This is a genomic window from Nocardioides bruguierae, from assembly GCF_023656415.1.
Lineage (GTDB): Bacteria > Actinomycetota > Actinomycetes > Propionibacteriales > Nocardioidaceae > Nocardioides > Nocardioides bruguierae.
On record NZ_JAMOIL010000017.1, the window covers coordinates 46,342 to 70,587 of the forward strand.

General features: G+C 69.1%; 16 protein-coding genes. 11 read left to right on the forward strand and 5 right to left on the reverse strand.

Going from position 1 to position 24,246, the window contains the following annotated elements; all coding sequences use genetic code 11:
• Window positions 1–3: 3 nt before the first annotated feature.
• From M8330_RS13860 to M8330_RS13870, 3 genes are all read left to right on the forward strand, one after another.
• Window positions 4–927 carry a carbohydrate ABC transporter permease gene (locus tag M8330_RS13860; protein ID WP_250827810.1) on the forward strand — a complete coding sequence of 308 codons (924 nt, stop codon included), beginning with the start codon at window positions 4–6 and terminating at the stop codon, window positions 925–927.
• A gap of 213 nt (window positions 928–1,140) precedes the next feature.
• Window positions 1,141–2,793 carry an amylo-alpha-1,6-glucosidase gene (locus M8330_RS13865; RefSeq protein ID WP_250827811.1) on the forward strand — a complete coding sequence of 551 codons (1,653 nt, stop codon included), beginning with the start codon at window positions 1,141–1,143 and terminating at the stop codon, window positions 2,791–2,793.
• Window positions 2,794–3,034: 241 nt separating this feature from the next.
• Window positions 3,035–6,943, forward strand: coding sequence for a LamG-like jellyroll fold domain-containing protein (locus tag M8330_RS13870; protein WP_250827812.1), 3,909 nt, complete (start codon window positions 3,035–3,037; stop codon window positions 6,941–6,943).
• A 324-nt stretch (window positions 6,944–7,267) separates the two neighbouring features.
• On the opposite strand, the gene M8330_RS13875 is transcribed toward M8330_RS13870, so the two are convergent.
• The gene (locus tag M8330_RS13875) at window positions 7,268–8,005 is read right to left on the reverse strand and encodes a TetR/AcrR family transcriptional regulator (protein WP_250827813.1); all 738 of its coding nucleotides are present in this window, start codon (window positions 8,003–8,005) and stop codon (window positions 7,268–7,270) included.
• A gap of 99 nt (window positions 8,006–8,104) precedes the next feature.
• Between M8330_RS13875 and M8330_RS13880 the strand changes: the two genes are divergently transcribed.
• From M8330_RS13880 to M8330_RS13890, 3 genes are all read left to right on the forward strand, one after another.
• On the forward strand, window positions 8,105–9,610 hold the full coding sequence (locus M8330_RS13880; RefSeq protein WP_250827814.1) for an FAD-dependent monooxygenase: 1,506 nt from the start codon (window positions 8,105–8,107) through the stop codon (window positions 9,608–9,610).
• A 144-nt stretch (window positions 9,611–9,754) separates the two neighbouring features.
• Window positions 9,755–10,348 (forward strand): TetR/AcrR family transcriptional regulator, encoded by a 594-nt coding sequence (locus M8330_RS13885; RefSeq protein ID WP_250827815.1) that lies wholly within the window; start codon window positions 9,755–9,757, stop codon window positions 10,346–10,348.
• A gap of 345 nt (window positions 10,349–10,693) precedes the next feature.
• Entirely contained in the window at window positions 10,694–12,742 is a 2,049-nt protein-coding gene (locus M8330_RS13890; RefSeq protein ID WP_250056214.1) for an alpha-L-rhamnosidase C-terminal domain-containing protein, read from the forward strand.
• A 263-nt stretch (window positions 12,743–13,005) separates the two neighbouring features.
• Here M8330_RS13890 and M8330_RS22500 read toward each other — a convergent pair whose 3' ends face one another.
• From M8330_RS22500 to M8330_RS13910, 4 genes are all read right to left on the reverse strand, one after another.
• Complete coding sequence (locus M8330_RS22500; RefSeq protein WP_250827816.1) at window positions 13,006–14,385, reverse strand: HupE/UreJ family protein; 1,380 nt, start codon at window positions 14,383–14,385, stop codon at window positions 13,006–13,008.
• Window positions 14,382–15,617, reverse strand: coding sequence for a DUF3500 domain-containing protein (locus M8330_RS13900; RefSeq protein ID WP_250827817.1), 1,236 nt, complete (start codon window positions 15,615–15,617; stop codon window positions 14,382–14,384). The genes M8330_RS22500 and M8330_RS13900 overlap by 4 nt, the downstream gene beginning before the upstream one ends.
• Before the next feature lie 245 nt (window positions 15,618–15,862).
• Complete coding sequence (locus M8330_RS13905; protein WP_250827818.1) at window positions 15,863–16,651, reverse strand: GntR family transcriptional regulator; 789 nt, start codon at window positions 16,649–16,651, stop codon at window positions 15,863–15,865.
• Between the two features lie 233 nt (window positions 16,652–16,884).
• The gene (locus tag M8330_RS13910) at window positions 16,885–17,355 is read right to left on the reverse strand and encodes a MarR family winged helix-turn-helix transcriptional regulator (protein ID WP_250827819.1); all 471 of its coding nucleotides are present in this window, start codon (window positions 17,353–17,355) and stop codon (window positions 16,885–16,887) included.
• Window positions 17,356–17,416: 61 nt separating this feature from the next.
• Between M8330_RS13910 and M8330_RS13915 the strand changes: the two genes are divergently transcribed.
• From M8330_RS13915 to M8330_RS13935, 5 genes are all read left to right on the forward strand, one after another.
• Window positions 17,417–18,433, forward strand: coding sequence for an NAD-dependent epimerase/dehydratase family protein (locus tag M8330_RS13915; RefSeq protein ID WP_250827878.1), 1,017 nt, complete (start codon window positions 17,417–17,419; stop codon window positions 18,431–18,433).
• Between the two features lie 658 nt (window positions 18,434–19,091).
• Window positions 19,092–19,781 carry a TetR/AcrR family transcriptional regulator gene (locus M8330_RS13920; protein WP_250827820.1) on the forward strand — a complete coding sequence of 230 codons (690 nt, stop codon included), beginning with the start codon at window positions 19,092–19,094 and terminating at the stop codon, window positions 19,779–19,781.
• Between the two features lie 159 nt (window positions 19,782–19,940).
• On the forward strand, window positions 19,941–21,464 hold the full coding sequence (locus M8330_RS13925) for an ABC transporter substrate-binding protein (RefSeq protein WP_250056181.1): 1,524 nt from the start codon (window positions 19,941–19,943) through the stop codon (window positions 21,462–21,464).
• Window positions 21,465–21,517: 53 nt separating this feature from the next.
• On the forward strand, window positions 21,518–22,459 hold the full coding sequence (locus tag M8330_RS13930; protein WP_250827821.1) for an ABC transporter permease: 942 nt from the start codon (window positions 21,518–21,520) through the stop codon (window positions 22,457–22,459).
• Window positions 22,456–24,246, forward strand: coding sequence for a dipeptide/oligopeptide/nickel ABC transporter permease/ATP-binding protein (locus M8330_RS13935; protein ID WP_250827822.1), 1,791 nt, complete (start codon window positions 22,456–22,458; stop codon window positions 24,244–24,246). Before M8330_RS13930 ends, M8330_RS13935 begins: the two co-directional genes overlap by 4 nt.

Genomic DNA, 24,246 nt, shown 5'->3' on the forward strand with positions numbered 1-24,246 from the left:
GTCATGGCCATGCAGGCCCTGCCGGAATCGACCGGCACTACGCGAAGCTCGGCTCCCCGCCGGCTCGGTCGTCCCGGCCGAACCGGTGGTCCGACCAAGGCTGCGGCCGCCCGCCCGCGTGGGCGAGGTTTCTGGAAGACGGTCCTCGGGCTCGTCCTGACCGGCCTCATGCTGTTCCCGCTCTACTGGATGGTGAACGTCTCGCTCACTGAACGCAGCGCCATCCGTGAGGCCAGCCTCTACCCCCGCGCCTTCACCCTCGACAACTACCGAACCGTGCTCGGCGACCAGCTCCCCTACCTGGGGACCAGCGTGATCATCGGCTTGGGAACGGTCGTCCTCACGCTGATCATCTCTGCCCCCGCCGGATACGCACTGGGGAAACTGCTGACCCGTGGCAAGCGTGCGCTGAGCTTCCTGTTGATCGTTGCCCAGATGATCCCGGCTGTCGTCATGGCGCTGGGTTTCTACGCCGTCTACACCGACCTCGGCGTCCTGGACACGTTGCCGGGGCTGATACTGGCCGACTCGACCATCGCTGTCCCGTTCGCCGTGATGCTCTTCTCGGCCTTCATGAGCGGCATCCCCAAGGAGCTTCTCGAGGCAGCCCAGATCGACGGTGCGTCCCATACCAGGACGTTCTTCACCGTCGTCCTGCCCCTGTCCCGCAACGCTGCGGTCACGGTCGGCCTCTTCGCATTCCTGTGGGCTTGGTCGGACTTCCTGTTCACCTCGACCCTGAACAGGGGGGGAGGGGATCTCCGGCCGATCACCATGGGTCTCTACGACTACATCGGGTCGCAGAACCAGGAGTGGGGCCAGCTCATGGCGACCGCTGTGCTGGCGTCCATCCCGACCGCCGTCCTCCTCGTCGTGGCCCAACGTTTCGTCGCCGCGGGCCTCACCGCCGGCGCGGTCAAGGACTGACGCGTCGTGATCCCCACCAGCTGGGCAGCACGTACCCCTCAGCCCATGGATGCTTCGTGCATACGCTCCTCTCAGAAGCGGATCACGACGCGACCGGAAGCGAGCACGCTGCCGCCGTTGAATGTTCGACAGGTGCCCTTCTCTCATCGTGGATCGTGGACCAGCCTCTCCCCGGTCACCGGGACTTGCTCGATCTCCGACACCATCCACCTGGTGTCGCACGTGAACGGCATGCACGCCGTGCTCGCTCTCCGGCCGGAGGTCGCGGGTCGGTCCGTCGACCTGCGATGGGACGCCGACCCGGCCGAGTTCAGGTGGGTCTACCGCGATGAAGGTGGGCCTACGATCCGCGCCGCGTTCGACGGCGCCGAGACGATCCGACTGCGCGGCGACGGTAAGACGGTGCTGCGGATCAGCGACGCCGCCGGCACCCTCACCCCGTTCACCGGTACCTATTTGTTCGACGACCCCGTCGACGACGCACCGGTGTTCACGTCCTACGAGACCGGACGCCGGTACCGGGTCACGCTCCTGGAGGGTTCCTGCGAGGTGACTGGTTCAGGTGTGCTCGGTGAGACGCCCCGGTCGGTCCTCCTGGGCGGGTGCGGCGGACCCTGGGAGGCATCCATCGAGGAACTCACGTCCCACCGTGCCCCGTACCGGGCGGAACGACCCTTCGACGATGTTGTGTCCGCCAGCGCCGCCGCGTTCGGGACCTACCTCGACACGATCGCCCCGTGGCGGGACGAAGGCACACCCGCTGTCGACCTGGCCGCCTACGTCCTCTGGTCGGCAACCGTGGCCCCCAGCGGCTACCTCACCCGCGAATCGGTCCTGATGTCGAAGCACTGGATGGACAAGGTGTGGAGCTGGGACCACTGCTTCAACGCGCTGGCGCTCGCACCCGGGCTGCCCGACGAAGCACTCGACCAGTTCCTGGTGCCGTTCGACCACCAGGACGGGAGCGGCGCCCTACCGGACTCCGTGACCCAGTCCGAAGTGCTCTACAACTACGTCAAACCACCGATCCACGGCTGGGCCCTAGCCAGACTGCGGGCCACGGCCGCCCGCACCCTGACCCACGAAGAGCTCAGCTCCCTGCACGACCGGCTCGCAGCGTGGACCAACTTCTGGCTGGAGCACCGCCGCGTCCCCGGGTGGCGGATACCCCACTACCAGCACGGCAACGACAGCGGTTGGGACAACTCCACGACGTTCGATCGCGAACGGGTAGTCGAGTCCCCGGACCTCGCGGCGTTCCTCGTCGTCCAGCTCGACGTCCTCGCCGGGCTCGCCGACGAACTCGGACGCCCGAGCGGCCAGTGGGCGCGGGAACGCGACGACATGCTCCGCGCCCTCACAGATAAGCTCTGGACAGGGGACGGGTTCGTCGCGCGTGGTGTGCGCGACGGTCGCGCCAGCAGCGGTTCGAGCCTGCTCAACACCCTGCCCCTGGTCCTGGGCGACCGGCTCCCCGTGGCCTCTCGGGACGTGCTCGTCACGGACGTGACCGAGCACCTCACACCGTGGGGGCTGGCCACGGAGCCCGTCGGGTCGCCGCTCTACGAGGACGACGGATACTGGCGCGGCCCCATCTGGGCGCCATCGACGGCGCTGGTCGAGGACGGACTCCGGCGTTGCGGGGAGAGCGATCTTGCCGACCAGGTGAGCGCACGCTTCCGACACCTCTGCGAGGCGTCCGGTTTCGCGGAGAACTTCAATGCGCGCACCGGAGAGGGACAGCGTGACCGCGCCTACACCTGGACAGCCGCGGTCTACCTGATGCTCGCAGCCGACCACCAGCGGCGAGAAGGCTCCGAGGTCCATCAACACCGGACGCGCGCTGCCACCCGGGACCGGGTGTAGGTCACCTCCGTCGGTCCGCAGCTGGCGCCGGGACGGGATGCTCGTTGACCAGGTGGCACGCGTTCGTAGCCGGCTGTCTATGACCTTCGATGTGAACGCTCACATAACGATCCCTGCCTCACCCGGGCAGTGCTCGAGCCACACCCGGACGGGACCCGATCGAAGCCCGAGCAAGCCCCCCAGAAGTACCCGAAGAGAAGTACCCACAGAAGAGAGAGCACCTGCAATGAGGAACCCTCCGATGTCCAACCGGCTGCCACGCCTGGCAGTAGTGGCCACGGTCGCAGCCGCCTCGATGGCACTGCCCACCGCGGCTCCCACTCAGGCCGCCGAGGCCACAGCCGCAGCCGCCTCCGTCCCCGACCCCGTCGTCCACTACGAGTTCAGCGACGACCCATCCACCGGAGTCATCGCCGACTCGAGCGGCAACGGCCTCAACGCGACCCTCCTCAACCCCGGCACCGCCACCTCGACTGGCGACGCCCTACGGTTCTCCGGCGGAGCACCTGCCTCGGGCACCTCCGTACGTCTTCCGGCCGGCGCGCTCGGCGGCGCCGCTGACATGACAGTGTCCATGCGCCTGACCTGGAACGACGACGAGCGCTCCTGGGAACGGCTCTTCGATCTGGGCAGCGGGACCAGCAGATCCTTGTTCGTCACCCCCCGCTCCGGCGACGGGAGCATGCGCAACGTCATCACGGTCAATGGGGCTGGCGGCGAGAGACGCGTGAACGCCTACGACTCACTTCCCGCGTCTCAGGAACACACCGTCACCGTCGTCCTCGACGCGACCGACGACACCATGACCCTGTACCTCGACGGTGCGCGCGTCGGCACGACCGCCACGACCATCACCGCACAGGAGCTTGCCGGAGGCAGCACCGCGGGCTGGATCGGGCGCTCCTTCTACCCGGACTCCCTCCTGCCCGCCACGGTCGACGACTTCGTCATCTACGACGCAGCACTCGACGCCGACCAGGTCGCTGCGCTGATCCCCGGTACCGTCCCGACTGCCACCACCCTGGTCGAGACCGAGTTCGAGCGCCGCACCACCATCGGCGTGGCTCCCCAGCTCCCCACCAGCGTCCGATCGGAGTTCACCGACTCCTTCGACCGTGACGTCCCCGTCGAGTGGGACGAGGTCACCCCTGACCAGTACGACCACCGGGGCGACTTCGTCGTCGACGGTACGGCCGGCGGCCAGCCCGTCACGACCACGGTCATCGTGACCCGCGAGGGCGAGATGACCATCGACCTCGGCTCCGACACCGGCGACTTCACCGGCGGAGCCGCCGGTAGCCTCTACGGCCTCTACGACGACGGCCTGCCCACCGACAACCTCGTCGAGGGATTCGGTCTCCAAACCACCGCCACGAAGGCCCAGGACGGCGGTCAGCACCCCGGGTCGGACGCCCTGGAGATCCTCGAGCCACTGGCCCGCACCACCGGCGGCAAGGTCTACATCCGACCCACTGACTACTACCGAGGCTTCCCCTACCAGTGGCCAGGCAACACTCCGCAGGAGAAGCTCGACGACTACTTCTCCAAGCTGCAGATACAGCTGGACCAGATCGACGCATTGCTCGCCACCAAGCCCGACCTCGTCGACAGCATCGTCATCGAGCCGTTCAACGAGCCCGAGGGCAACATGTTCGGCACCGGCCAGTGGAGCCTGAACGGCGTCAGCTGGCTCAATGACCCGACTGACTACTTCGCTGCGTGGGACAAGGCCTACCGGATGATCCGGGAGCACAACCCCGACATCCCGATCGCGGGCCCCAACACCAGCGTCCTGTTCAACCAGGTGCGCGGCTTCCTGGTCCACACCAAGGAGCAGGGCACGGTCCCCGACATCGTCACGTGGCACGAACTGAGCGACCCCGCGTCCGTCCGACGCAACATCGACCGGTTCCGTGGCTGGGAGGACGACGTCCTCGGCACCGAATCCGACCTGCCCATCAACATCGACGAGTACGCGTTCAACTACCACACGTCGGTCCCCGGCCAGATGATCCAATGGATCTCCGCGCTGGAGGAGAAGAAGGCCGACGGCATGATCGCCTTCTGGAACTTGAACGGCAACCTCACCGACTCGGCCGTGAAGACCAATCGCGGCAACGGCCAGTGGTGGCTCTACAACGCCTACACCCGCATGACCGGGCACACCGTTTCGGTCTCACCGCCGCAGCCGGACGTCAGCTACACGCTGCAGGGCACCGCGACGTACGACTCGGACCGCACCATGGCCAAGGCCATCATCGGCGGCAAGTCCGGCGACGCTTTCGTCGCCTTCGACAACGTCCCCGACGCCCTGGGCGGACAGGTCCGCGCCAACATCGAGGAGATCCCGTGGACCGGGCAGCTCGGTGACTCCACGCAGCCCCGTCACGTGGCCGACATCGTCCTCCCGGTCCAGGGCGGCTCCGTGTCCCTCGACTTCGGCGGCGACCTGCCCGACCTCGTGGAGTCCTCCGCCTACCAGATCACGCTGACCCCCGTGGGAGCGTCGCCCACCACGGAGGTCGCCCCGACCACCTGGCAGCAGACCTACGAGGCAGAGGACGCCGGGCACACCGGGAGCGGATGGTCCAACAACGGCCCCGAGGGCAATCCGAACAACGTCGGCGGGTTCTACACCTCCAATTTCCGCAACGTCGGCGGTCTGCGCACCGACTCGGACGTCAAGCTCAACTTCAGCGTCGACGTGCCCGAGGATGGCACCTACGACCTGCAGCTGTTCACGAGCACCCTGAACACGTTCTTCCGCGTCGCCGACAGCGGTCCGACCAACGTGTTCCTGTCCGTGGACGGTGACCAGGAGCAGGAGCTGTTCCTCCCCCTGGGCTACAAGTGGGTCGTGTGGGACCACACGGACACCACCGTCGACCTGACGGCCGGCGACCACACCATCACCGTCGCCGCTCAGAGCCTGGACGGAACGAAGAGCACCGTGGGCGACGCCATCGTCGACCGGATGGTCCTGTCCAAGGCGGACCCCTCCGCGACGAGCTCGGTCTACGAGGCTGAGTATGCCCAGCTCGACGGCGCCACAGCCTTCTACGGCGGCGACGGCTCGGTCTCCGGACCCGGTGGCGCCACCCTGGACGAGGGCAAGGACGTCACGTTCTGGGTCTACTCCAAGGACGACGCGCCGGCGAAGGTCCTGGTCGACAGCGCCAGCGGCACGCCGACGCTGCAGGTCAACGGCCGCCCTGTCCTGCTCAACAAGCGCACCGGCACGGTCACCTTGTCCGGTGGCGTGAACAAGGTCGTCGTCTCCGGTACCGCAGTGGCACTGGACCGGATCGTCGTCACCCCTGACTCCACCGTCCTCCCCGGGACGACGTACCAGGCGGAGAGCGCCACCCTGGCCGGCGACACGGAGGTCGTCGACCTCTCGCTCGCCGCGGGGGGCAAGGCCGTGGACCAGATCGGCGGAGCGCCGGGCAACGGAAACACGGTCACCTTCGACGTGCGCGCGGCCAAGGCAGGCCCTCACGCGGTGACCATTCGATTCTCCAACCCGGAGCAGGTGCCGGCGACTCACTACAACCCGAACCCGGTCGCGCGTCACGCCGACATCTCGGTCAACGGGGAGCTGGTGGCTCCGGGCACCATGTTCGTGCCGACGTTCCACGAGAACCAGTTCTGGGAGCGGACCGTGGTCCTCGACCTCGCGAAGGGCGCAAACGCCATCGAGTTCCGTTCCGAGGAGGAGCCCAACTGGGACCAGGAGACCTACGCCTCGAACGTGTGGGGCCCGGGCTGGCCCGGTCTGGTGCTCCGTGACGACATGGCACCAGTCCTGGACCAGATCGTGGTGCGACCGTTCGCGGCCCAGGTGAAGGCACTCGCCCCGACCCTGACCGCTCGGGAACGGCCCTCCATCTCCGGGGTCGCCCGGGTCGGCGGTCGGCTCCGTGCGAACCCGGGTACGTGGGGCCGTGGAGTCGAGTTCACCTACCGTTGGTTGCGTAACGGCGACCCGATCCGCAAGGCCGTGGGACGTGTCTACCGCCCCACGGTCCGCGACAAGGGCGACCGTATCCGCGTGCGGGTGACCGGCCTGCGGACGCGGGACGGCGCCAAGGGCACGGCGACCTCCAAGCCGGTCCGCATCAAGTCCGCTCGGTCGCGTCACAGCCGCTGAATCGCACGGTCCCGGGGCCCGGCTGGTCGGGCCCCGGGACCGCTGGGGCAGCGAAGGTGGCCGCCGCGAGGCCCACGGCGAGCCAAGGCAAGGATGGGAGCCTTCCGCGGTGTTCGTGACCAGATCGCCAGCGCACGGTTGATGCCGGCGACGACTTCGGACGCGCTGCTCGTGAGCGTCTCATCGCCGCTTCATCCCTGCCCCGCCAAGCTGTTGCCGGCTGGGCGTGCACGCACGCACCACACGCGGAGCGGGGGCGAGCTACTTCATCGGGCTCGAACGCCCTGGCTGATGTGCCCGTGGCGAGGAAGGCTCGCGCGGCCGTCACAGAGCCTGATCATCATGGTTGGATCGCGGTGACTCGTGTCTGTTGCTCAGGCCCTCGATCATCAGCGTGAGCCCGTAGCGGAATTCCTCCACCAGGTCGATCGAGCCCGGGGGTCGGGCCGTGCTCCCTCGCGCGGTAGTGGGGTCCACGCTGCTCGCGGCGCCGCCTGGACCGGCGAGAGACGCCTGTCGCGGAACCTGCATGCCGAACCCGAGGACGTGCCTGGCCAAGGTGGCGTACGTGAGAAGAGCTTCGTCCGGCTCGAAGCCACGCTGCTGGAGGACCTCGAGCGTGCGCTCACGGAGTCCGACTGCGTGGGGGCCGGACGGGAAGTCTGCCAGGAGCAGTGGGGCGACGTTCCTGTGCGCCTGCAGCGTTGCAAACATGGCTTCGGCGACGTGTCGCAGACTGACGTCCCACGTGGCCTGCGTCAGGAGGGTCTCGTCGAGCTCCACCTCTCCAAAGACCTGGTCGACCACCGCGCGGATGAGCGCTGCGCGATCGGAGAAGTGCCGGTACAAGGTCGCTGTGCTCCCTTTGAGTCGAGCAGCGAGGGACCGCAGGGTCAGGGCCTCTGCGCCCTCTTCATCGACGATCCGCAGCGCGGCCGAGACGATCCGCTCCAGGGGTACCGGGGGGCGGCCAGGCCCTCTGTCAGAGGTCGAGCGCGCATCAGGAGAGGCAGTCGGCATCTCGTCAGTATGCCGCCCGGGCTTGGCCGGCTGGCCAGCCATGCCAATAAGGGATACAGTGTGGTCATTATTGGCGCCGGTGGTGAGCGGGCCTCGCCGGCATGCCCACTCGTCGGCCCGCACGTGTCGGAGGTGTGACCCATGTCCACCCATTCCTCCACTTCTGTGCTCGTCGTGGGCGCTGGTCCGGCGGGGCTGACTCTCGCCTGCGACCTGCGCCGCCGTGGCGTCGATGTCCGCATCATCAGCGCGGCTACCGGGGTCTTCCCGGGGTCCCGTGCCAAGGGGGTGCAACCGCGCACTCTGGAAGTTCTCGACGACCTGGCCGTACTGGAAGATGTCGCAGCCCATGCCACGACCTACCCCAAGCTCGGAATACATCTCGGCCCCGCGGTCATCAAGCGCAGGATGATCTCGCTGCACCGGGCCACGGAAGACGTCCCGTATCCCAACACTCTTCTGTCCGGTCAGTACGACACGGACGCCGCACTTCTCCGGCGGCTCGAGCAGCTCGGCGGTTCCGTCGAGTTCGAGACTCGTCTCACCGGCCTGGCTCAGACCGACGGGACTGTCACGGCGACCCTGGAAGGGCCCGACGGAGTCGAGCAGTGCTCAGCTGACTACCTCGTCGGCGCCGACGGGGGCTCGAGCGCGGTCCGCAGGTCGGCAGCCATACCGTTCGAGGGGACGACAGACGAGACCGACCGGATGATCGTGGCAGACCTGGTGATGTCCGGGCTCTCCCGAGACCTCTGGCACATCTGGCCGGGGCTCAACGGCCACTTCATGGCGCTGTGTCCGATGCCCGGTGGTGAGCTCTTCCAGTTGATGCTCAAGCTCAAGCCCGGTGAGCCCGCTGAGATGACCTCGGATGCGCTCACGAGGGCCATCCGCGCTCGCCGCGGCACCCGCTCGGTGCAGATCGCGGAGGTCCGATGGTCGTCCGTGTGGCGGCCCAACGTCCGACTGGCCCAGCGCTACCGCAGTGAGCGGGTCTTCCTGATCGGCGACGCCGCCCACGTCCATCCGCCCACCGGGGCCCAGGGCCTCAACACGGGGGTGCAGGACGCCTACAACCTCGGCTGGAAGCTCGCGCAGGTCATTGCCGGTGCGCCTGATGGTCTGCTCGACAGCTACGAGGCTGAGCGGCAGCCGGTGGCGGCCGGCGTGCTCGGGCTGGCCGTCAGGCTTTACGACGACACACGCGCCCACCCGTCGGCGGCACTGAAGCGAGGCGACGAGGAGCGGCAGCTCTCCCTCACCTACCGTGGTGGACCGCTCGCGCTGGACGTGAGCGACGACAGCCCTGGCGTGCGACCGGGAGACCGAGCGTCGAATGTCAGCTGGGTCGATCCGAGCGAAGGCCCCCAGCGCCTCATCGATCACCTGCGCGGGCCGCATTTCACCCTCCTGGCGCTCGGCGAGGCGGCGGTCGAGGCGGTCGGGGGAGTCGCCTGGCCGGCCGCTGGCGCGCGACTGCACACCATCTCGCTCACTGGTGCTTCGGCTCAGCACGTGGCCACTGCCTACGGAGTCACCTTGCCGACCCAGGTGCTGATCAGGCCGGACGGCTACGTCGCACAGGTGGCCCACGAGAACTTTGCTGATGCAGTGAACCGATTCATCTCGCTGAGCGCGCCCCGATGATGCGCCCAGCGGCCCAGCGGCTGGGTAGGGGTGCAGTCGCTGGCCGGCACGGCAAGTCGACGCAACCGAGTGCTCAGACGTAGCACCTCCGCCGCGTCAGATGCTCGAGGCATCGGGGTGGGGCGTCCTGACACACTGTGGTCCGTGAGTGAGGAAGCCCCTTCGCGCAAACGCGGGCACAAGCTTGAGGCGGCCATCCTCGAGGCGGCCTGGGCCGAGCTGTCCGAGTCGGGCTGGCGGGGGTTCACGATCCAGGGCGTTGCCAAGCGGGCGCGGACCGGCAAGGCCTCGATATATGCCCGCTGGCCGACCAAGGCCCTTCTGGTTCATGCGTCCGCGCAGATGGTCGGTTCGCAGCTGCCCCGACCAGTTTTATCGACGGGACACCTCGCCGAGGATCTCGCGGCGACTCTGACAGCGGCCTCCGAATACCTGAGCGGCCCGTTCGCTGAAGCCCTCCATGCCATTACCGAGGCCCTTCGGATGGACCCCACGGCCCCCGCGATCGACGCGGCCACCGAGGAGATCCGCATCGTTGCCGACATCATTCGCGCTGCTCAGGCCGCTGGCGAGCTGGGTCCGGGCGCCGTCCCACGATCGGTGACTCACTGCGGCTTCGCGCTGTTGAACTACCACTTGATGACTCGTCGAACGCCGCCGGACCCGGATGAGATCGAGTCGATCGCACGCGACGTCTGGGCTCCGGCGATCCGCGCCAGCCTGCCCTGTGCTGACTGACGGCGGTCTGGGTGGCCGGGCTGCTCTGGCTGCACCCCAATAGAGGTCGCCGCGTTCTCTATTGACGTCGTGTGACCCCCGTCATACAGTGCTGCCCACCCGCTGAAAGGTTTCAATACCTGGGGCGGGCCCGCGTGGACCGAGCCCTGTCCACGACTTCGCCTCCGGTCCATCGACCGCCGCTTGCCAGGGAGTCGCGTGATGCACTCATTCCCCCTCAGAACCAGACTTCGAGCCACGCTCGCTGCTGCAACCATGGCGTCCGTCGTCATGGGGCTGGCCCCGATCGCCCCGAGCCTCGCGACAGAGCCACAGGAGCAACCTGCCCGAGCAGCAGGTTCGACGGTGGACTGGCGCGAGTACGTCCTGGGGCCAGACCACAAGCTCGTTGCACCGGTAGCGGTCACCTTGCTCTCCGGTGATGTCACCAACCTCCCCGCACTGACCGGCGCGGGCGGAGCAGCCACCTTCACTGTCGAGGAGGGGGGCGAGCCGGCCTCGGTCCTCATCGACTACGGGAAGGAAATTGCCGGCACGCCTTTCCTTGATTTCGCTGAAGGTGACGACAGCGCCGCGCCGGACATCTACACGGCCTTCAGCGAGACCCGCGACAACTTCTACGGACAGGCGCTGAGCAAGACGTCGGCGCCGGCAAGTAGCGGCGATTCTGTGATCGAGGTGACTGGCCCGGCTCTCTTCCGCGTTGGCGACACCATCCACTTCTACCCTGCGGGTGGCCAGAACGTCGTCACGGCCATCGACGGGGACGTGCTGACCCTCGAGAATCCGCTGGCGGCCGATCTCGGCACCGGGGTCTACGTCGTGGCGCTGACGAGTCGCCTGTCCGGTGACAGCACCACGTCGGCCGGCTACCCCAGAGTGCTCAGAATGGCCGTCTCGAGCGGAGCTCGGGCATTCGGATCGTTCGAGGGTGGCCAGCGCTATCAGGTCATTGAGCTGCAGGACCCGGGCTCGGTGAGCATCACTGGTGTCGGGACCAGGTTCGAGGCCTATCGCGCCACGGCTGCCAAGTACGAGGGCTACTTCCTGTCGAGCTCTCGGAAGCTCAACAAGATCTGGTACAGCGGGGCCTACACCCTGCAGACCAGCATGCAGCCGGCCGGGAAGGGGGCCCACCCGGAAACCGTGCCGGTCGTGCTGGACGGAGCCAAGCGCGACCGCGCACTCTGGGCAGGTGACCTGGCGATCGAAGGTCCTGGCATCCTCGCCACCCTCGGTTCCAACGGCCAGGAGTATGTGCGACAGACACTCCTGAAATTTCTGCGCACGACCAGCGCAGGCGCGGGCATCAATGGCCAGAACGCCCGCTCCGGGGCGATGGAGCCGTACTCGAACAGCTACTCCCATTGGGCAGCCATCGCCGCGGTGGACTACGTCAAGAGGTCCGGGGACATGCGCTTCGCCCGTCGGTTCCTTCCGGTTCTTCAGGGTCAGCTCGCGTTCGACCAGACCCTCACCCGCAAGAATGGCCTCGTCGCCACGAGCGACGACTCGTGGGATGTGGCCGGCGGATACGACTGGAATCCCTACGACGGTGCGAAAAGTGGGGTGGTGACGTCCTTCAACCTGTTGTACTTCGAGGCATTGCGGCAGACCGCCTATCTGGAGCAGCGGCTTGGTGACGTTGCGGCGGCCGAAGCCCACCTGGCCACGGCCTCGAAGGTCAAGCGCTCGATCAACCGAAGCCTCTTCAACACGTCCACGGGCGTGTACGACAATTCCGCGAGCGATCGGGGCACCGTCGCTCAGGACGCCAACTCGCTCGCAGTCCTCTTCGGAGTCGTGCCTCCGACGAAGCTCGCAGGGGTGCTCGCCTCGCTGAAGGGATTGTGGGGTCCCTATGGATCTGCGCCCTACTCGGACGCCGCCCACAGCACGTTGATCAGCCCCTTCATCAGCGCCTTCACCTCTGCGGCCCTGTTCGAGCAGGGCGATGTCGCCGCGGCCAAGGACTTGGTGAAGCGCACCTGGGGGCCGATGACTGAGGCTCGCAATCCGAGCTACACCGGCACGTTCTGGGAGAACGTGGCGTCGGACGGCACGGTTGCCGACGCCTCGACAAGTCTGTCCCATGGGTGGTCGGCGGGTGCCACGGCAGTCCTGAGCGACTACGTGCTCGGGGTCAAGGCGATCGAGCCCGGCTACCGCACGTTCGAGGTCGATCCCGCGTTCGAGACCGTGCAGTGGGCGCGAGGCGCGGTGCCGACGCCGCGTGGTGCGATCACGGTTCGGTGGCAAGCCGTCGGGGCCGGCCACGAGCTCCGAGTCCGGGTGCCTGCGCACAGCACGGCAAGGGTCAGGACCGATGGCCGACGATGGGTCACCGTCAAGGGCGGACCCGCCGGCGTGAGCCGGGTGTTCGTCATCAACTGAGCGACGTCGTGCAAGACCTGTTCGGCCGGCCGACGAAAATGGACGGTCGGGACAGGGCACGCACGCTGCCGACAAGCAAGACAGACCCACCCAGGCAGAGTCGCAAACGATCCCGGGCTGGGACGCCGCACCGCGTCGAGTGCAGCGTCTCGGCCCGGGATCACCTGCGTCAGACGAGTCATGCGACAGGAAGATCCCAGCGTCTCGGCGCGTGCCGACGACGTTCGGGTCGAGGCCGATGCCTCCTCACGCCAGACTTCGGGTCAGACCGCGACGGGGCGCCGTGGGTGTGTCCATCGCACGGCCAGCAGCGCGGCGGCGCCGAGTGCGAGCAGGAGTGCGACGCGCTCGGGGCTGGCGAGCAGGACAGCGACGACGGGCTCGAGCGGATTCCCGGTCGTGAGGCCACGTTCGATGGCCCAGGACGCGGCGACGACACCGATGCACCCGGCGAGCACGGTCGTGGCCACGCGGGAGCGGGCCAGCACCAGGAGAGGTGCGAGCACGAGGACGAGGGCGAGGACCTGGGCGGCCTCGAGACCGAGGTTGAACCCGAGGAGCGGCAGGACGAGGTCGGAACCCCGCAGCGACAGCTCACCGAGCGCGCCGGCGAACCCGAGGCCGTGGACGAGGCCGAAGACGGCCGTGAGGCCGAGCTCCCAGCGCCACGACAGCCGCGGGCGAGCCGCGTGCACGGCGGTGACGAGGATGGTCAGCGCGATCGCTGTCTCGACCCACCGGCTCGGCAGGTCGACGAGACCGGTGGCGGCCAGGGCAAGGCTGATCGAGTGGCCGACGGTGAAGGTCGCCGTGAGCAGGACGAGGCGTCGGACGGTCGTTCGCCATCCTGCCTTCACGGCTCCGGTTCCTGCGTCCGAGGCCTGGACCGACAGCGACCGTCGGGCCACGCCCAGGGCCAGCAGGCACAGGAGGAGCAGGTGGTCGGCACCGGAGCGGAAGTGCTCGAACCCGATCGCGAGCATCTCGCGGACCGTGCTGAGCGACGAGGCGGTGGGCTCCGCGGCCCCGGACGGGAGAGTGACGGTGAGGGACGTGCTCGGCTCGGCCTGGGTGAGGGTGGCGACCAGGGAGGTCTCGCCGTCGGTGCCCACGGCGCCGACGTAGACCTGGTGCGTCACGATGACGTCGGTGACCAGGCCCCACGTCAGTGCGAGGTCCGTGAGCTCGGTGCCGGTCGCGGTGTTCGCGGGCACGGCGCGCAGGACGACGCGGGCAGCGTCCACGCCCTCGACGGAGCCGGCGGTGACCCGCTGCACCGAGAGGGTCCATGCGGTGCCATCGGCGGCGGTGAGGGAGACCTTGCTCAGCAGCAGGTCGGTGATGGAGTCGGCGTCGGCGGTGACCGCGGCGTCGACTCCGTCGTCGGCAGCGTCTTGGGCGAAGGAGGTGCCATAGGCAAGGTCGAGACGGTCGAGCGGGACGCGGGCCACGAGGGTGACGACGGGGGACTCCGCGGTGGCGTCGGCGCCGAGCCGGGTGACCACGAGCGTGGGGGAGGCGCCGTGCGCGCTCGCCGGGACGGCCAGACCGACCAGCGCGAGCGCGGCGGCCGCGAGGCCGGCGGCCATCAAGGCCACCGACCTCGCGCACCGCTCCAGAGCCCCGGTGTCGGGAATGGTCACGACGACGTGCCCGTCCCGTAGTCGAGCTCCTTGTCGCGGTAGATCGTGTGCAGGTGGATGCCGGACTCGCCGGGGTTGTCCACGTTGGCCCACTCGATCCAGACCCGGGGACCGTCGATGCGCAGGTAGGAGCCGGTGGTGTCCTGGTCGACCTGGCCCGACCACGACACGTAGGTGTCCTCCAGCTGGGACTCGTAGAGGTCCAGCAGCGGCTGGGCGAGATCCTCGTCGTAGTCGTCCACGTAGCCCTCGATGACCGACCAGACGAGCTCCTGCTCCTCCTCGGTCAGGTCGCCGTAGGCCACGCCCTCGGTGTCGGGGTAGTCGGTGTCCGACTGCGGGCCCATGACCAGCTGGTCGTAGGTGCCACTGAGCTCGGCGGCCGCCAGGGTGTCGTCGTCCATCGAGGTGAACAGGGCGAAGAAGTTGTCCGCGAGGTCGCCCATCGCCTCGACGCTCTCGCCGTCCTCGTTGGTGTACTCGATCGGCTGGACGCCCTTGAAGTACGGCGTCACCGAGAGGGCGCCGTCGCCGACAGTGACCATGATGCCGAGGTGGTGGCCGCCGAACTGGATGGCCCAGGCGTCGTCGGTGGACGGGTCGCCGTAGAAGGCGATGTGGTAATTGGCGGTGCCGTAGGTGGTGTCGTCCTCGCCGGAGGACAGCGTCTCCTCGGAGCCCTGCTGGGCGGTGAAGTACTCCAGGCCCTGGTCGGAGAGCACGGTCTCGAGGATCGCCATCACGGCTTCCTGCTGGGCGTCGGAGAGGTCGCCCATCCGCAGGCCCACGCGGCCGCTGAAGAGACCGTCGGGGAAGTTGGACCAGCTGCACTCCTTGGTGGAGAGGTCGGCGAAGTCCTGGGTGACCTCGGTGACCTGGTCGTCGTCCAGCAGAGCGATCAGCGCGTTGGCGGCATCGACCGCCTCGGCGGTGACCTCGGTGGTGTCGGCGTCCGGGGTGGAGGCGGAGATGGTGTCGGTGTCGTCGGCCTCGCAGGTGGTGCTGCCACCCATTCCGCCGCCGTCACCGGGAGCCTCGCCGTCGCCCGGGCCGCCCGAGGGCATGCCATCAGCCGAGGCCGAGGTCGAGTCGCTCGCGGTGCTGTCGTCGTCCGACCCGCAGGCGGTGAGGCCGGCGAGGCCCAGGGTGGTGACGGTCGCGCCGACGGCGAGCCGCACGGCGAGGCTTGCACGCCGGGTGCGGCGCGCCGGCGCGATGAACGTGTTGGCCATGGAAGGGGTCTCCTGGTCAGAGTGGGTCGAGGCCCGGACGTGCCGGGTCGACGGCCCCGCGTTCTGGGGATGGCGCGACGGTAACGGACGTTCTTGTGCGAATCCTGTGGGCTCTCCGTGCGAGGCTCATGACGCCAGCTGGCCGCAGGCCTGCCACAGGCTGGTTCTCGCAGCGGGGCACGGTCGGGTTCCACGTCCGCCCGAGCGAGGCACGCGCCTCCGGCTCAGTGCCGTGGACGGCTGCCTCAGGTCCGGAGGAGTGCGGAGTGGAGCTGGTAGCGGCTGGCTGCGTAGAGGTGGTGGCCGACCTCGATGGCGCGTCCGCGGTCGTCGTAGGTGACCTGGTCGACCGTGAGCAGTGCGCTGCTGGGCTCCTGCAGGGTGTCGGCTTCCTCGGGTGTGGCTCGGCGTGCGCCGACGGTCTGGTTGGCGATGTGGGGGTTGACCGCCTTGGCGCGCAGGAGCCGGTAGAGGCTGGTCGTCTCGATCTCGGTGCTGGTGATCGGAGCCAGCTCTTCGGGTAGGTGGTTCGTCATCAGAGCGATGGGGACGTCGTCGGCGAGTCGGAGGCGGACGATGCGCAGGACGGGGCTTGCCGGGCGGACCTCGAGCAGGTCGGCCACCCGGTCGGTGGCGGGGGTCAGGCCGAGGTCGAGGACCTGTGTGGTCGGGTGGAGCCCGGCGCGCTCGAGGTCCTCGTGCAGGCTGGCGAGCTCGATGGAGCGGGACACGCGTGGGGGCAGGACCCGGGTGCCGATGCCTCGGCGTCGGACGACAAGCGCGGTGTCGACCAGCCGCTGCATGGCGCGTCGGATGGTCGGTCGGGAGACCCCGAGCATCTCTACCAGGGTCGGCTCGCTGGGCAGCAGGGTTCCTGGCGCGAGGTCACCGGAGGCGATGGCCTGCTGCAGGTGGGTGGCGAGCTGGTGGTGGATGGGGACGGGTGTGAGCCGATCGGGTACGAAGCCGGTGAGCACCGTCCGGGCTGGGCCGTCGGTCTCAGTGCGCGGTTCGGTCGGCCTGGCTCGGGGCATCTGTCTCGCCTTCGTCGCACTCGTGCAGCTTCGCCGCCTTGCCCCTGCATCAGCGGGTCGCTGGTGCTGAGGTTGTTCGATCGGGGCGAGGCTACGTCACTGCGCGCTGCCCGAGCCTGACGAACGAGCGCCCGACACCCGCTCTCGGTCGAGGCTCGGGGTGTGTGGACGCTCGATCGTTGTCTGCGACCAGGAGATCCGCTTGCGCGGTCGCGGTGGTCATCGGGTCGTCCTCACCTTCCGGCCGGCCGGGCCTCGAAAGGGCCCCCTGCGTCGCGGGCTGCTCGAGACATCTTGGAGAGGAGCTCGATCAAGGTGGCTCGCTCGGTGGGGGAGAGGCAGTCCAGGAACGCGGCTGCGTGCAGGCCGTCACGCATCGCGGTCCACAGGTCCTGGCCTCTTTCGGTGAGGACGAGCACGCGCTTGCGGCCGTCGCTCGGGTGGAGCTCGCGCGCCACAAGCCCGGCTTCCTGGAGTCGGTCGGCCACCAGCGTGGCGGTCGACGGGTCTCGGTCGAGTCGTCGTGCCAGGTCTCGTGGCGTCACGGGGTCGGTCGACGTGGCCAGGAGTCGGATGGTCGGCCCTGCGGAGGCGGGGGCCCCGAACGCCTGAAGGGTCTCGGCCACCAGGGTGCCGCCCCGCTCGGCCAGGTCCGTCAGGAGTGCGAAGACCTGTGCCTTCTCGTGGGTCTCTCGTGGGGTCACGGTCGGGATGCTACATTGTTCAAGTCAATGATACGACTCAATGAGATTGGTGAATGATGTGATGCAAGGAACGGACGGGCCGGTGTTGGTCACCGGTGGAACGGGCTACTTGGCCGGCTGGGTCATCGTTGAGCTGCTCGGACGAGGGTTCGCCGTCCGCGCGACAGTCCGCGACGTGCTCCGGGCGGAGCGCGCACGCGAGGCGTTGCTCGCCCACGGGCCCGCTGATGCGTCGCTGGAGCTCGTGGAGGCCGACCTGATGGCCGACGAGGGGTGGAGCGAGGCTCTCAGCGGCGTGAGCGCGGTCGTGCACACGGCTTCCCCGATGCCGTTCGACAGCAGTGTCGATCTTGTCGCGGCAGCGACGCAGGGCGCCTCGCGCGTGCTGCGGCATGCGGCAGCGGCGGGAGTGACTCGGGTCGTGGTGACGTCGTCAGGGGTCGCGGCGTACCCGCCGGACGCGTCGCAGGTGATGAGCGAGCGCGAGTGGACGGCGTCGTCCGGCGACCCCCTCCAGGCCTATCCCGACTCCAAGATCCACGCGGAGAGGCTGGCGTGGGACCTGGCGGACGAGCTCGGGTTGGAGCTGACCACCGTCCTGCCGTCCTTCATGCTCGGTCCGCCGGCAGGTGATGCCGACCGCTCGGGCACCATCGGCGTGGTGCGTCGGCTGGTCTCGGGAGGGGTGCCGGCTGTCCCCCGTCTGGGCTGGAACGTCGTCGACGTGCGGGACGAGGCTGTGCTGCACGTGCTGGCACTGCTCGACCCCGCCGCTGTCGGGCAGCGGTACCTGGGGGCCGGGGACTTCGTCTGGTACCGCGAGCTCGCCGCCACGCTGAGAGGAGGACTCCCGGACGTGCAAACTCGCATCCCCACCCGGCAGCTGCCCGACGTCCTGGTGCGCCTCATGGCGCGGCGCGACAGGCAGCTGCGGATGATCGTCGGAGAGCTCGGAGTGCAACGCCGTGCCGACTGCTCCAAGGCCGTCCGTGAGCTCGGCTGGCACCGAAGGCCGGTCGAGGTCACCATCCTCGACACCGGACACGCCGTGACCCAGGATGCGGGCCCCGCTGCGTGACCGGCAGGCGAGGTCGCCGGGGTGGGGGGATGTCGCCACCGTCGCCGGCCGGTCATCGCCGCGAGAACGTCCCCACGTATTCCGCACAGACTCCCGCTACTCGCCGAGTTCAGCCGTTGCGAGCCGGACAGCGCGGATGGGGCCCGGGGTGGCGGAACCCGCAGGTCAGACCAGCTTTCACACCTCTGACCTGCGCAGACGTGGTTGCGGGCATCTGCGCCCGAGCTGGATAGAGCAGCCGCCTCCTCAGCGAAAGGTCGTAGGTTCGACTCCTACCTGGGGCACCCGGAGAAATTCCCTCTGTCCTGGGCGGATGGTGTGCGGGTGTGGCGCCTGCGACTCCGGTGACGTGGCTCGATCGGGCTTCTGGCCAAGACTTCCGCACGAACCGATCGTCGACGACGCCACGGCCGCTGGCTCACCGGTCCCCACACGGGCCGAGCGCGCTTGGGTTCCGTCGCGGGCTACATGCCCGAGATGAACGTCCTGCTCGGGCTGGAGGACTTCAGCACCCAGAGCGACCAGCCGCTGATGAAGAACGTCCGCGTGCGGGTCTCTCGCCCTCGTCGACGGAGGGCGAGGGTCCTGGCTGACGTGCAGCCGGGACCGTCCCCGCCCGCCCCGGCTGTCGGCGCGAGCGCTGCCCTATGGTTGTCGGATGAGCGGTTCTTCTCCGGTGACCCGGCGGTTCCCGGGCCAGGACGCCGGTGAGGACGCCGCCGGCACGGGCGCCGACGCCGCCGGTCGGCGAGGCCGGGGTTACTCCAAGGGCCGCGCAGCGCGATCGCGGATCCTGCGCGTGGCGACCGAGGCCTTCGCCGAACGGGGCTACCGCGGTGCCTCGCTGGCCGAGATCGCCCGGGCCTCGGAGCTCTCGATGCCCGGCCTGCTGCACCACTTCGCCAACAAGGACCAGCTCTTCGCCGCTGTCCACGAGCACCTCGAGATCGCGGACCAGCGTCTCTTCGACGGGTTCGCCGGCGAGGACCCCAGCGGCTTCGGCGTGCTCGACGCCTTCGTGAGCATGGCCAGGATGAACCTCGATCGGTGGGAGTACGTGCAGTTCACCCACCTCATCGCCGCTGAGTCGGCTCCGGGTGGACACCCGGGGGCCCACACGTCCCGGGAGCACTTCCGGGCCGCTCGCCAGCTCCTGGTCGAGGGGTTCACGCGGAGCCTGGCCCAGGGGGAGATCCGGACGGGCGTCGACCTCGACAGGCTCGCCGTGGAGGTCGTCGCCATGGTGGAGGGGCTCCAGAACCAGTGGTTGCAGGAGCCCGAGGCCATCGCCTACGCCGAGCACTTCGCCACCTGGGTGGAGGACCTGAAGGCCTCGCTGCGTCCGTGACGCCGGCCGCCGTCGGGCGGTGTCGCACGACCGGCGCTGATGTCGCGCGCGTTGCGTTCCTGTTACGAGTTCTGTCACCTCTTCAAAACCGACAGACCTATCGGTAGTTTTTGGCGCACCGCCTCTCCGGCGGCCCGATCTCTCCCGAAGTGAGCACCTATGCGTACCTCTCGCCTCCACCTGGCCGCGGCGGTCGTGACCGCCCTCGGCCTCGGCGCCTCGCTGACCGGTTGCTCGAACGGCTCGACGGCGTCGTCGAGCTCCTCGAGCACCCTCACCCTCGGCTCCCAGGTCGACGTGACCTCGTGGGACCCGGCCGCCATCGGCGCAGGCCACTACCTGCAGTACATGCAGCCGGTCTACGACTCGCTGCTGCAGCTGGACGAGAACGGCGACGTGGTCGCGGACCTCGCCACCGACTACAGCTGGGACAAGTCGCGTACCCATCTGACCCTCGAGCTGCGCGACGACGTGACGTTCACCGACGGCACCGCGTTCGACGCGGACGCCGTGGTGGCGAACATCGAGGCCATGAAGAACGGCTCGGGCGCCGCGTCCGGCTCGCTCGCGTCCGTCACCGATGCCACAGCCGACGACGCGGACACGGTGACGCTGAACCTCTCCGAGCCCGACCCCGGCCTCGTGCAGAGCCTCACCGACAACGGTGGGTACATGGCGAGCCCGGCCGCGATCAGCGACGGCTCCCTGGACACCGAGCCCGTCGGCACGGGCCCGTACATGTTCGACGCCGGCTCCTCGACCACCGGCAGCGAGTACCACTTCGTCCGCAACACGGACTACTGGGACTCCGACGCCTACCCCTACGACGAGGTCGTCATCCAGCCGCTGACCGACGACAGCGCCCGCCTCGCGGCCCTGCAGTCGGGCGCCGTCGACGCCGCGTCCGGCCTGGCCCAGTGGGTCGAGCAGGCGGAGGCGAGCGACCTGGTCGTCCAACAGAACGTCGTCGACTGGAACGGCCTGTTCCTCGACGACCGCGACGGCACGATCAACCCCGCGCTCGGGGACGTCCGCGTGCGCCGTGCGATCAACTACGCCTTCGACCGCGAGGCCATCCTCGAGAAGTACCAGCTCGGCTACGGCAGCGTCAGCACCCAGGTGTTCAACCCGGGGTCGGAGGCCTACGACGAGTCGCTCAACGACTACTACGACTACGACCCGGAGAAGGCCCAGCAGCTCCTCGCCGAGGCCGGGTACCCGGACGGGTTCACCCTCACCCTGCCGTCCTCGGACTGGACATCGTCGTTCGACGCGGTGGTGCAGCAGCAGCTCGGCGACATCGGCATCACAGTGGAGTACGAGAGCATGCCCACCACCAACGTGCTCTCGCGGCTGCCCGACTTCGCGGCGCACAAGTTCAGCTGGTCCATGTTCGCCGACCCGTGGGGCGTCGTGCGGGACCTGGTCCTGCCCGATGGTGCTGCGAACTACCAGCACAGCACCGACAAGACCGTCGAGTCCCTGGTGGCCGAGATCCGCACCGCCTCCGAAGACGAGCGGGCCGACCTCTACCAGCAGCTCAACAAGCACCTGGTGGAGCAGGCCTGGTTCGCGCCCTGGTACGCCACCGACGTCATCTACATCCACTCCGACGCGGTCGAGGTGACCCAGCTGCCCGGCAACATCGTGCCGCCGCTGAGCCTCTACGCCCCCGCCTCCTGACCCGTCACGGGGGAGGGCGTCCGGTCGGGCGCCCTCCCCCGGGAGGACCACCCATGCTCCTGTTCCTCACGCGCAAGGTCGGCGCGGCGCTCTCCCTGGTCGTCGTCGTCGCCTCGATCACCTTCTTCATGCTCTACGCCTCCGGCTCCGACCCGGTCGCCAACCTCCTCGGCCAGTCGGCCACCGCCGCGCAGATCGAGACGCGCCGCGCCGAGCTCGGCCTGGACCGGCCGGTGCTGACGCAGTTCCTCGAGTGGTGGGGCCACCTGCTCCGGGGCGACCTCGGCACCTCGTGGACGAACCGGCAGCCGGTCATGGCGACGCTGCTGACCCGCGTCCCGGTCACCCTGAGCCTGGCGATCGCCGCCACCGTGGTGGCGGCCGTCGTCGGCACGGCCCTGGGCACGCTGGCCGCCCGCTTCCGCGGCGTCGTCGACGTCGTCCTCCAGCTCGTGGTCGTCGTCGGGTTCGCGCTGCCGGCCTTCTGGTTCGCCGTGCTGCTCTCCCAGACCTTCGCTATCCGGCTCGGCTGGTTCCCTGCGGTGGGGTACACGCCCCTGGTGGAGTCCCCGGCCGCGTGGCTCTCGAGCATCACCCTGCCCGTCGTGGCGCTGGCCGCCGGCGTGACCGCCTCCATCGCCCAGCAGGTCCGCAACTCCGTCATCGAGGTGGAGCGGCGCGACTTCGTCCGAGCCCTCCGCAGTCGCGGCATCGGGCCCGGCCGCATCCTGGTGGCCCACACGCTGCGCAACGCGGCCCCGGCCGCTCTCACGGTGCTCTCGCTGCAGTTCATCGGCCTGCTCGGTGGGGCGATCATCATCGAGAACATCTACGCGCTGCCGGGCATCGGTGCCCTGGCCATCTCCGCCACCAACGTCGGCGACGTCCCGGTCGTCATGGGCATCGTGCTCGTGACCGTGGTCATCGTCGTCGTCGTCAACCTCGTCCTGGACCTGCTCCAGGGCCTCCTCAACCCGAAGGCGAGGACGCGATGACCGGATCGACTGCCGCCCCCGTCCGCACCCCCTCGGACCACGTCGTGCGGCGCGCCCTGCGCAACCCGACCGTCGTGGTCTCCGGCCTGGTGCTCCTCCTCGTCGTGGCGGCCGCGGTGCTCGCGCCGCTCCTGGCGCCCCACAGCCCCACCGAGGCGGTCCTCGACGACGTCCTGGCGCCCCCCAGCGCCGACCACCCGCTGGGAGGCGACAGTGCCGGCCGCGACGTGCTCTCCCGGCTGCTCTGGGGCGCCCGCACCAGCCTGCTCGCCGGCCTCATCGCCATCGTCACCGCTGTCGTCGTCGGTGTGCCCGCCGGGCTCGTCGCCGGGTACCGCTCAGGTCGCTTCGACGCGGTGGCCGGCTGGGTCGCGAGCGTCCTCCTGGCCGTCCCGGGCATCGTGGCGCTGCTCGTGGTCGTCTCCGCGTTCGGCACCGCGATGCCGCCCTCGATGATCGCTCTCGGCGTGCTGCTCTCGCCCGCGTTCTTCCGCTTGACGCGCTCGACCGTCGTCAACGTCCGGGCGGAGCTCTACGTGGACGCCGCGCGTGTCGCCGGCATCAGCCCGGTCAGCATCGTGTTCCGCCACATCCTGTCCGTGGTCGCGACCCCGATCATCATCCAGGCCTCCCTGAGCGCCGGCGTCGCGATCATCGTCCAGGCAGGTCTCGCCTTCCTCGGGATCGGTGACTCGCTCGCACCCAGCTGGGGCGCGATGGTCAACGACGCCTACCGCAGCAACATCGAGGCCCCGCTCCTCACCCTGTGGCCGGGCCTTGCCATCGGCATCACCGTGGCTGCCCTCGCCCTTCTCGGCAGCGGTCTCAGCGACGTGGTCAACCGCACCGACGCGGTCCAGAGCCCCCGTCGCTCCCGACGGCTCGCCGCCGAGGCCGCCGCCGAGGTCGCGGCTGCGCCGAAGGTCGAGGCTCGGACCTCCGACGAGGCCACGCTCGTGGTCGAGGACCTGCACGTGCAGTACAGCCGCCAGGACGGGACCCGCGCCGAGGTGGTCAAGGGCGTCTCCTTCCACGTCGACCGCGGCGAGTGCCTCGGCATCGTGGGCGAGTCCGGCTCCGGGAAGTCCCAGACAGCGTTCTCCGTCCTGGGACTGCTCCCGCCGGAGGCGGTCCGGGTCGCCGGTGCGATCCGCCTCCGGGAGCTGGACCTGCTCTCGCTGGGCGAGCGCTCCCTCAACCACATCCGCTCCTCCCGGCTGGCCTACGTGCCCCAGGACCCGATGAGCAACCTCGACCCCGCCTACACGATCGGTGCGCAGATGGTGGAGACCATCCGCGCGCACGAGCGACTGAGCCGGCGCGCCGCCACCCAGCGTGCGCGGGCGCTGCTCGAGCGCGTCCTCATCGTCGATCCCGACAAGGCCCTGGGCTCCTACCCGCACGAGATCTCCGGCGGCATGGCGCAGCGTGTCCTGATCGCCATGGCGATCTCCTGCTCGCCCGACGTCCTGATCGCCGACGAGCCGACGACCGCCCTGGACGTCACGGTGCAGCAGGAGGTGCTCGACCTCCTCCGCGAGCTGCAGCGCGACCTCGACCTCGCCCTGGTGATCGTCACGCACAACCTGGGTGTCGTCGCCGACATCTGCGACCGGGTCGCGGTGATGAAGGACGGGCGCCTCGTGGAGACCCGCGACGTGTTCGACCTGTCCGCCGCGCCGCAGCACCCCTACACCCGCGAGCTGCTGGGCTCCACGCTCAGCAACGTGGCACCCCGGACCCGCATCGGCCAGGGGTCGCCCTCGACCGCCACGACGGAGGCCTGA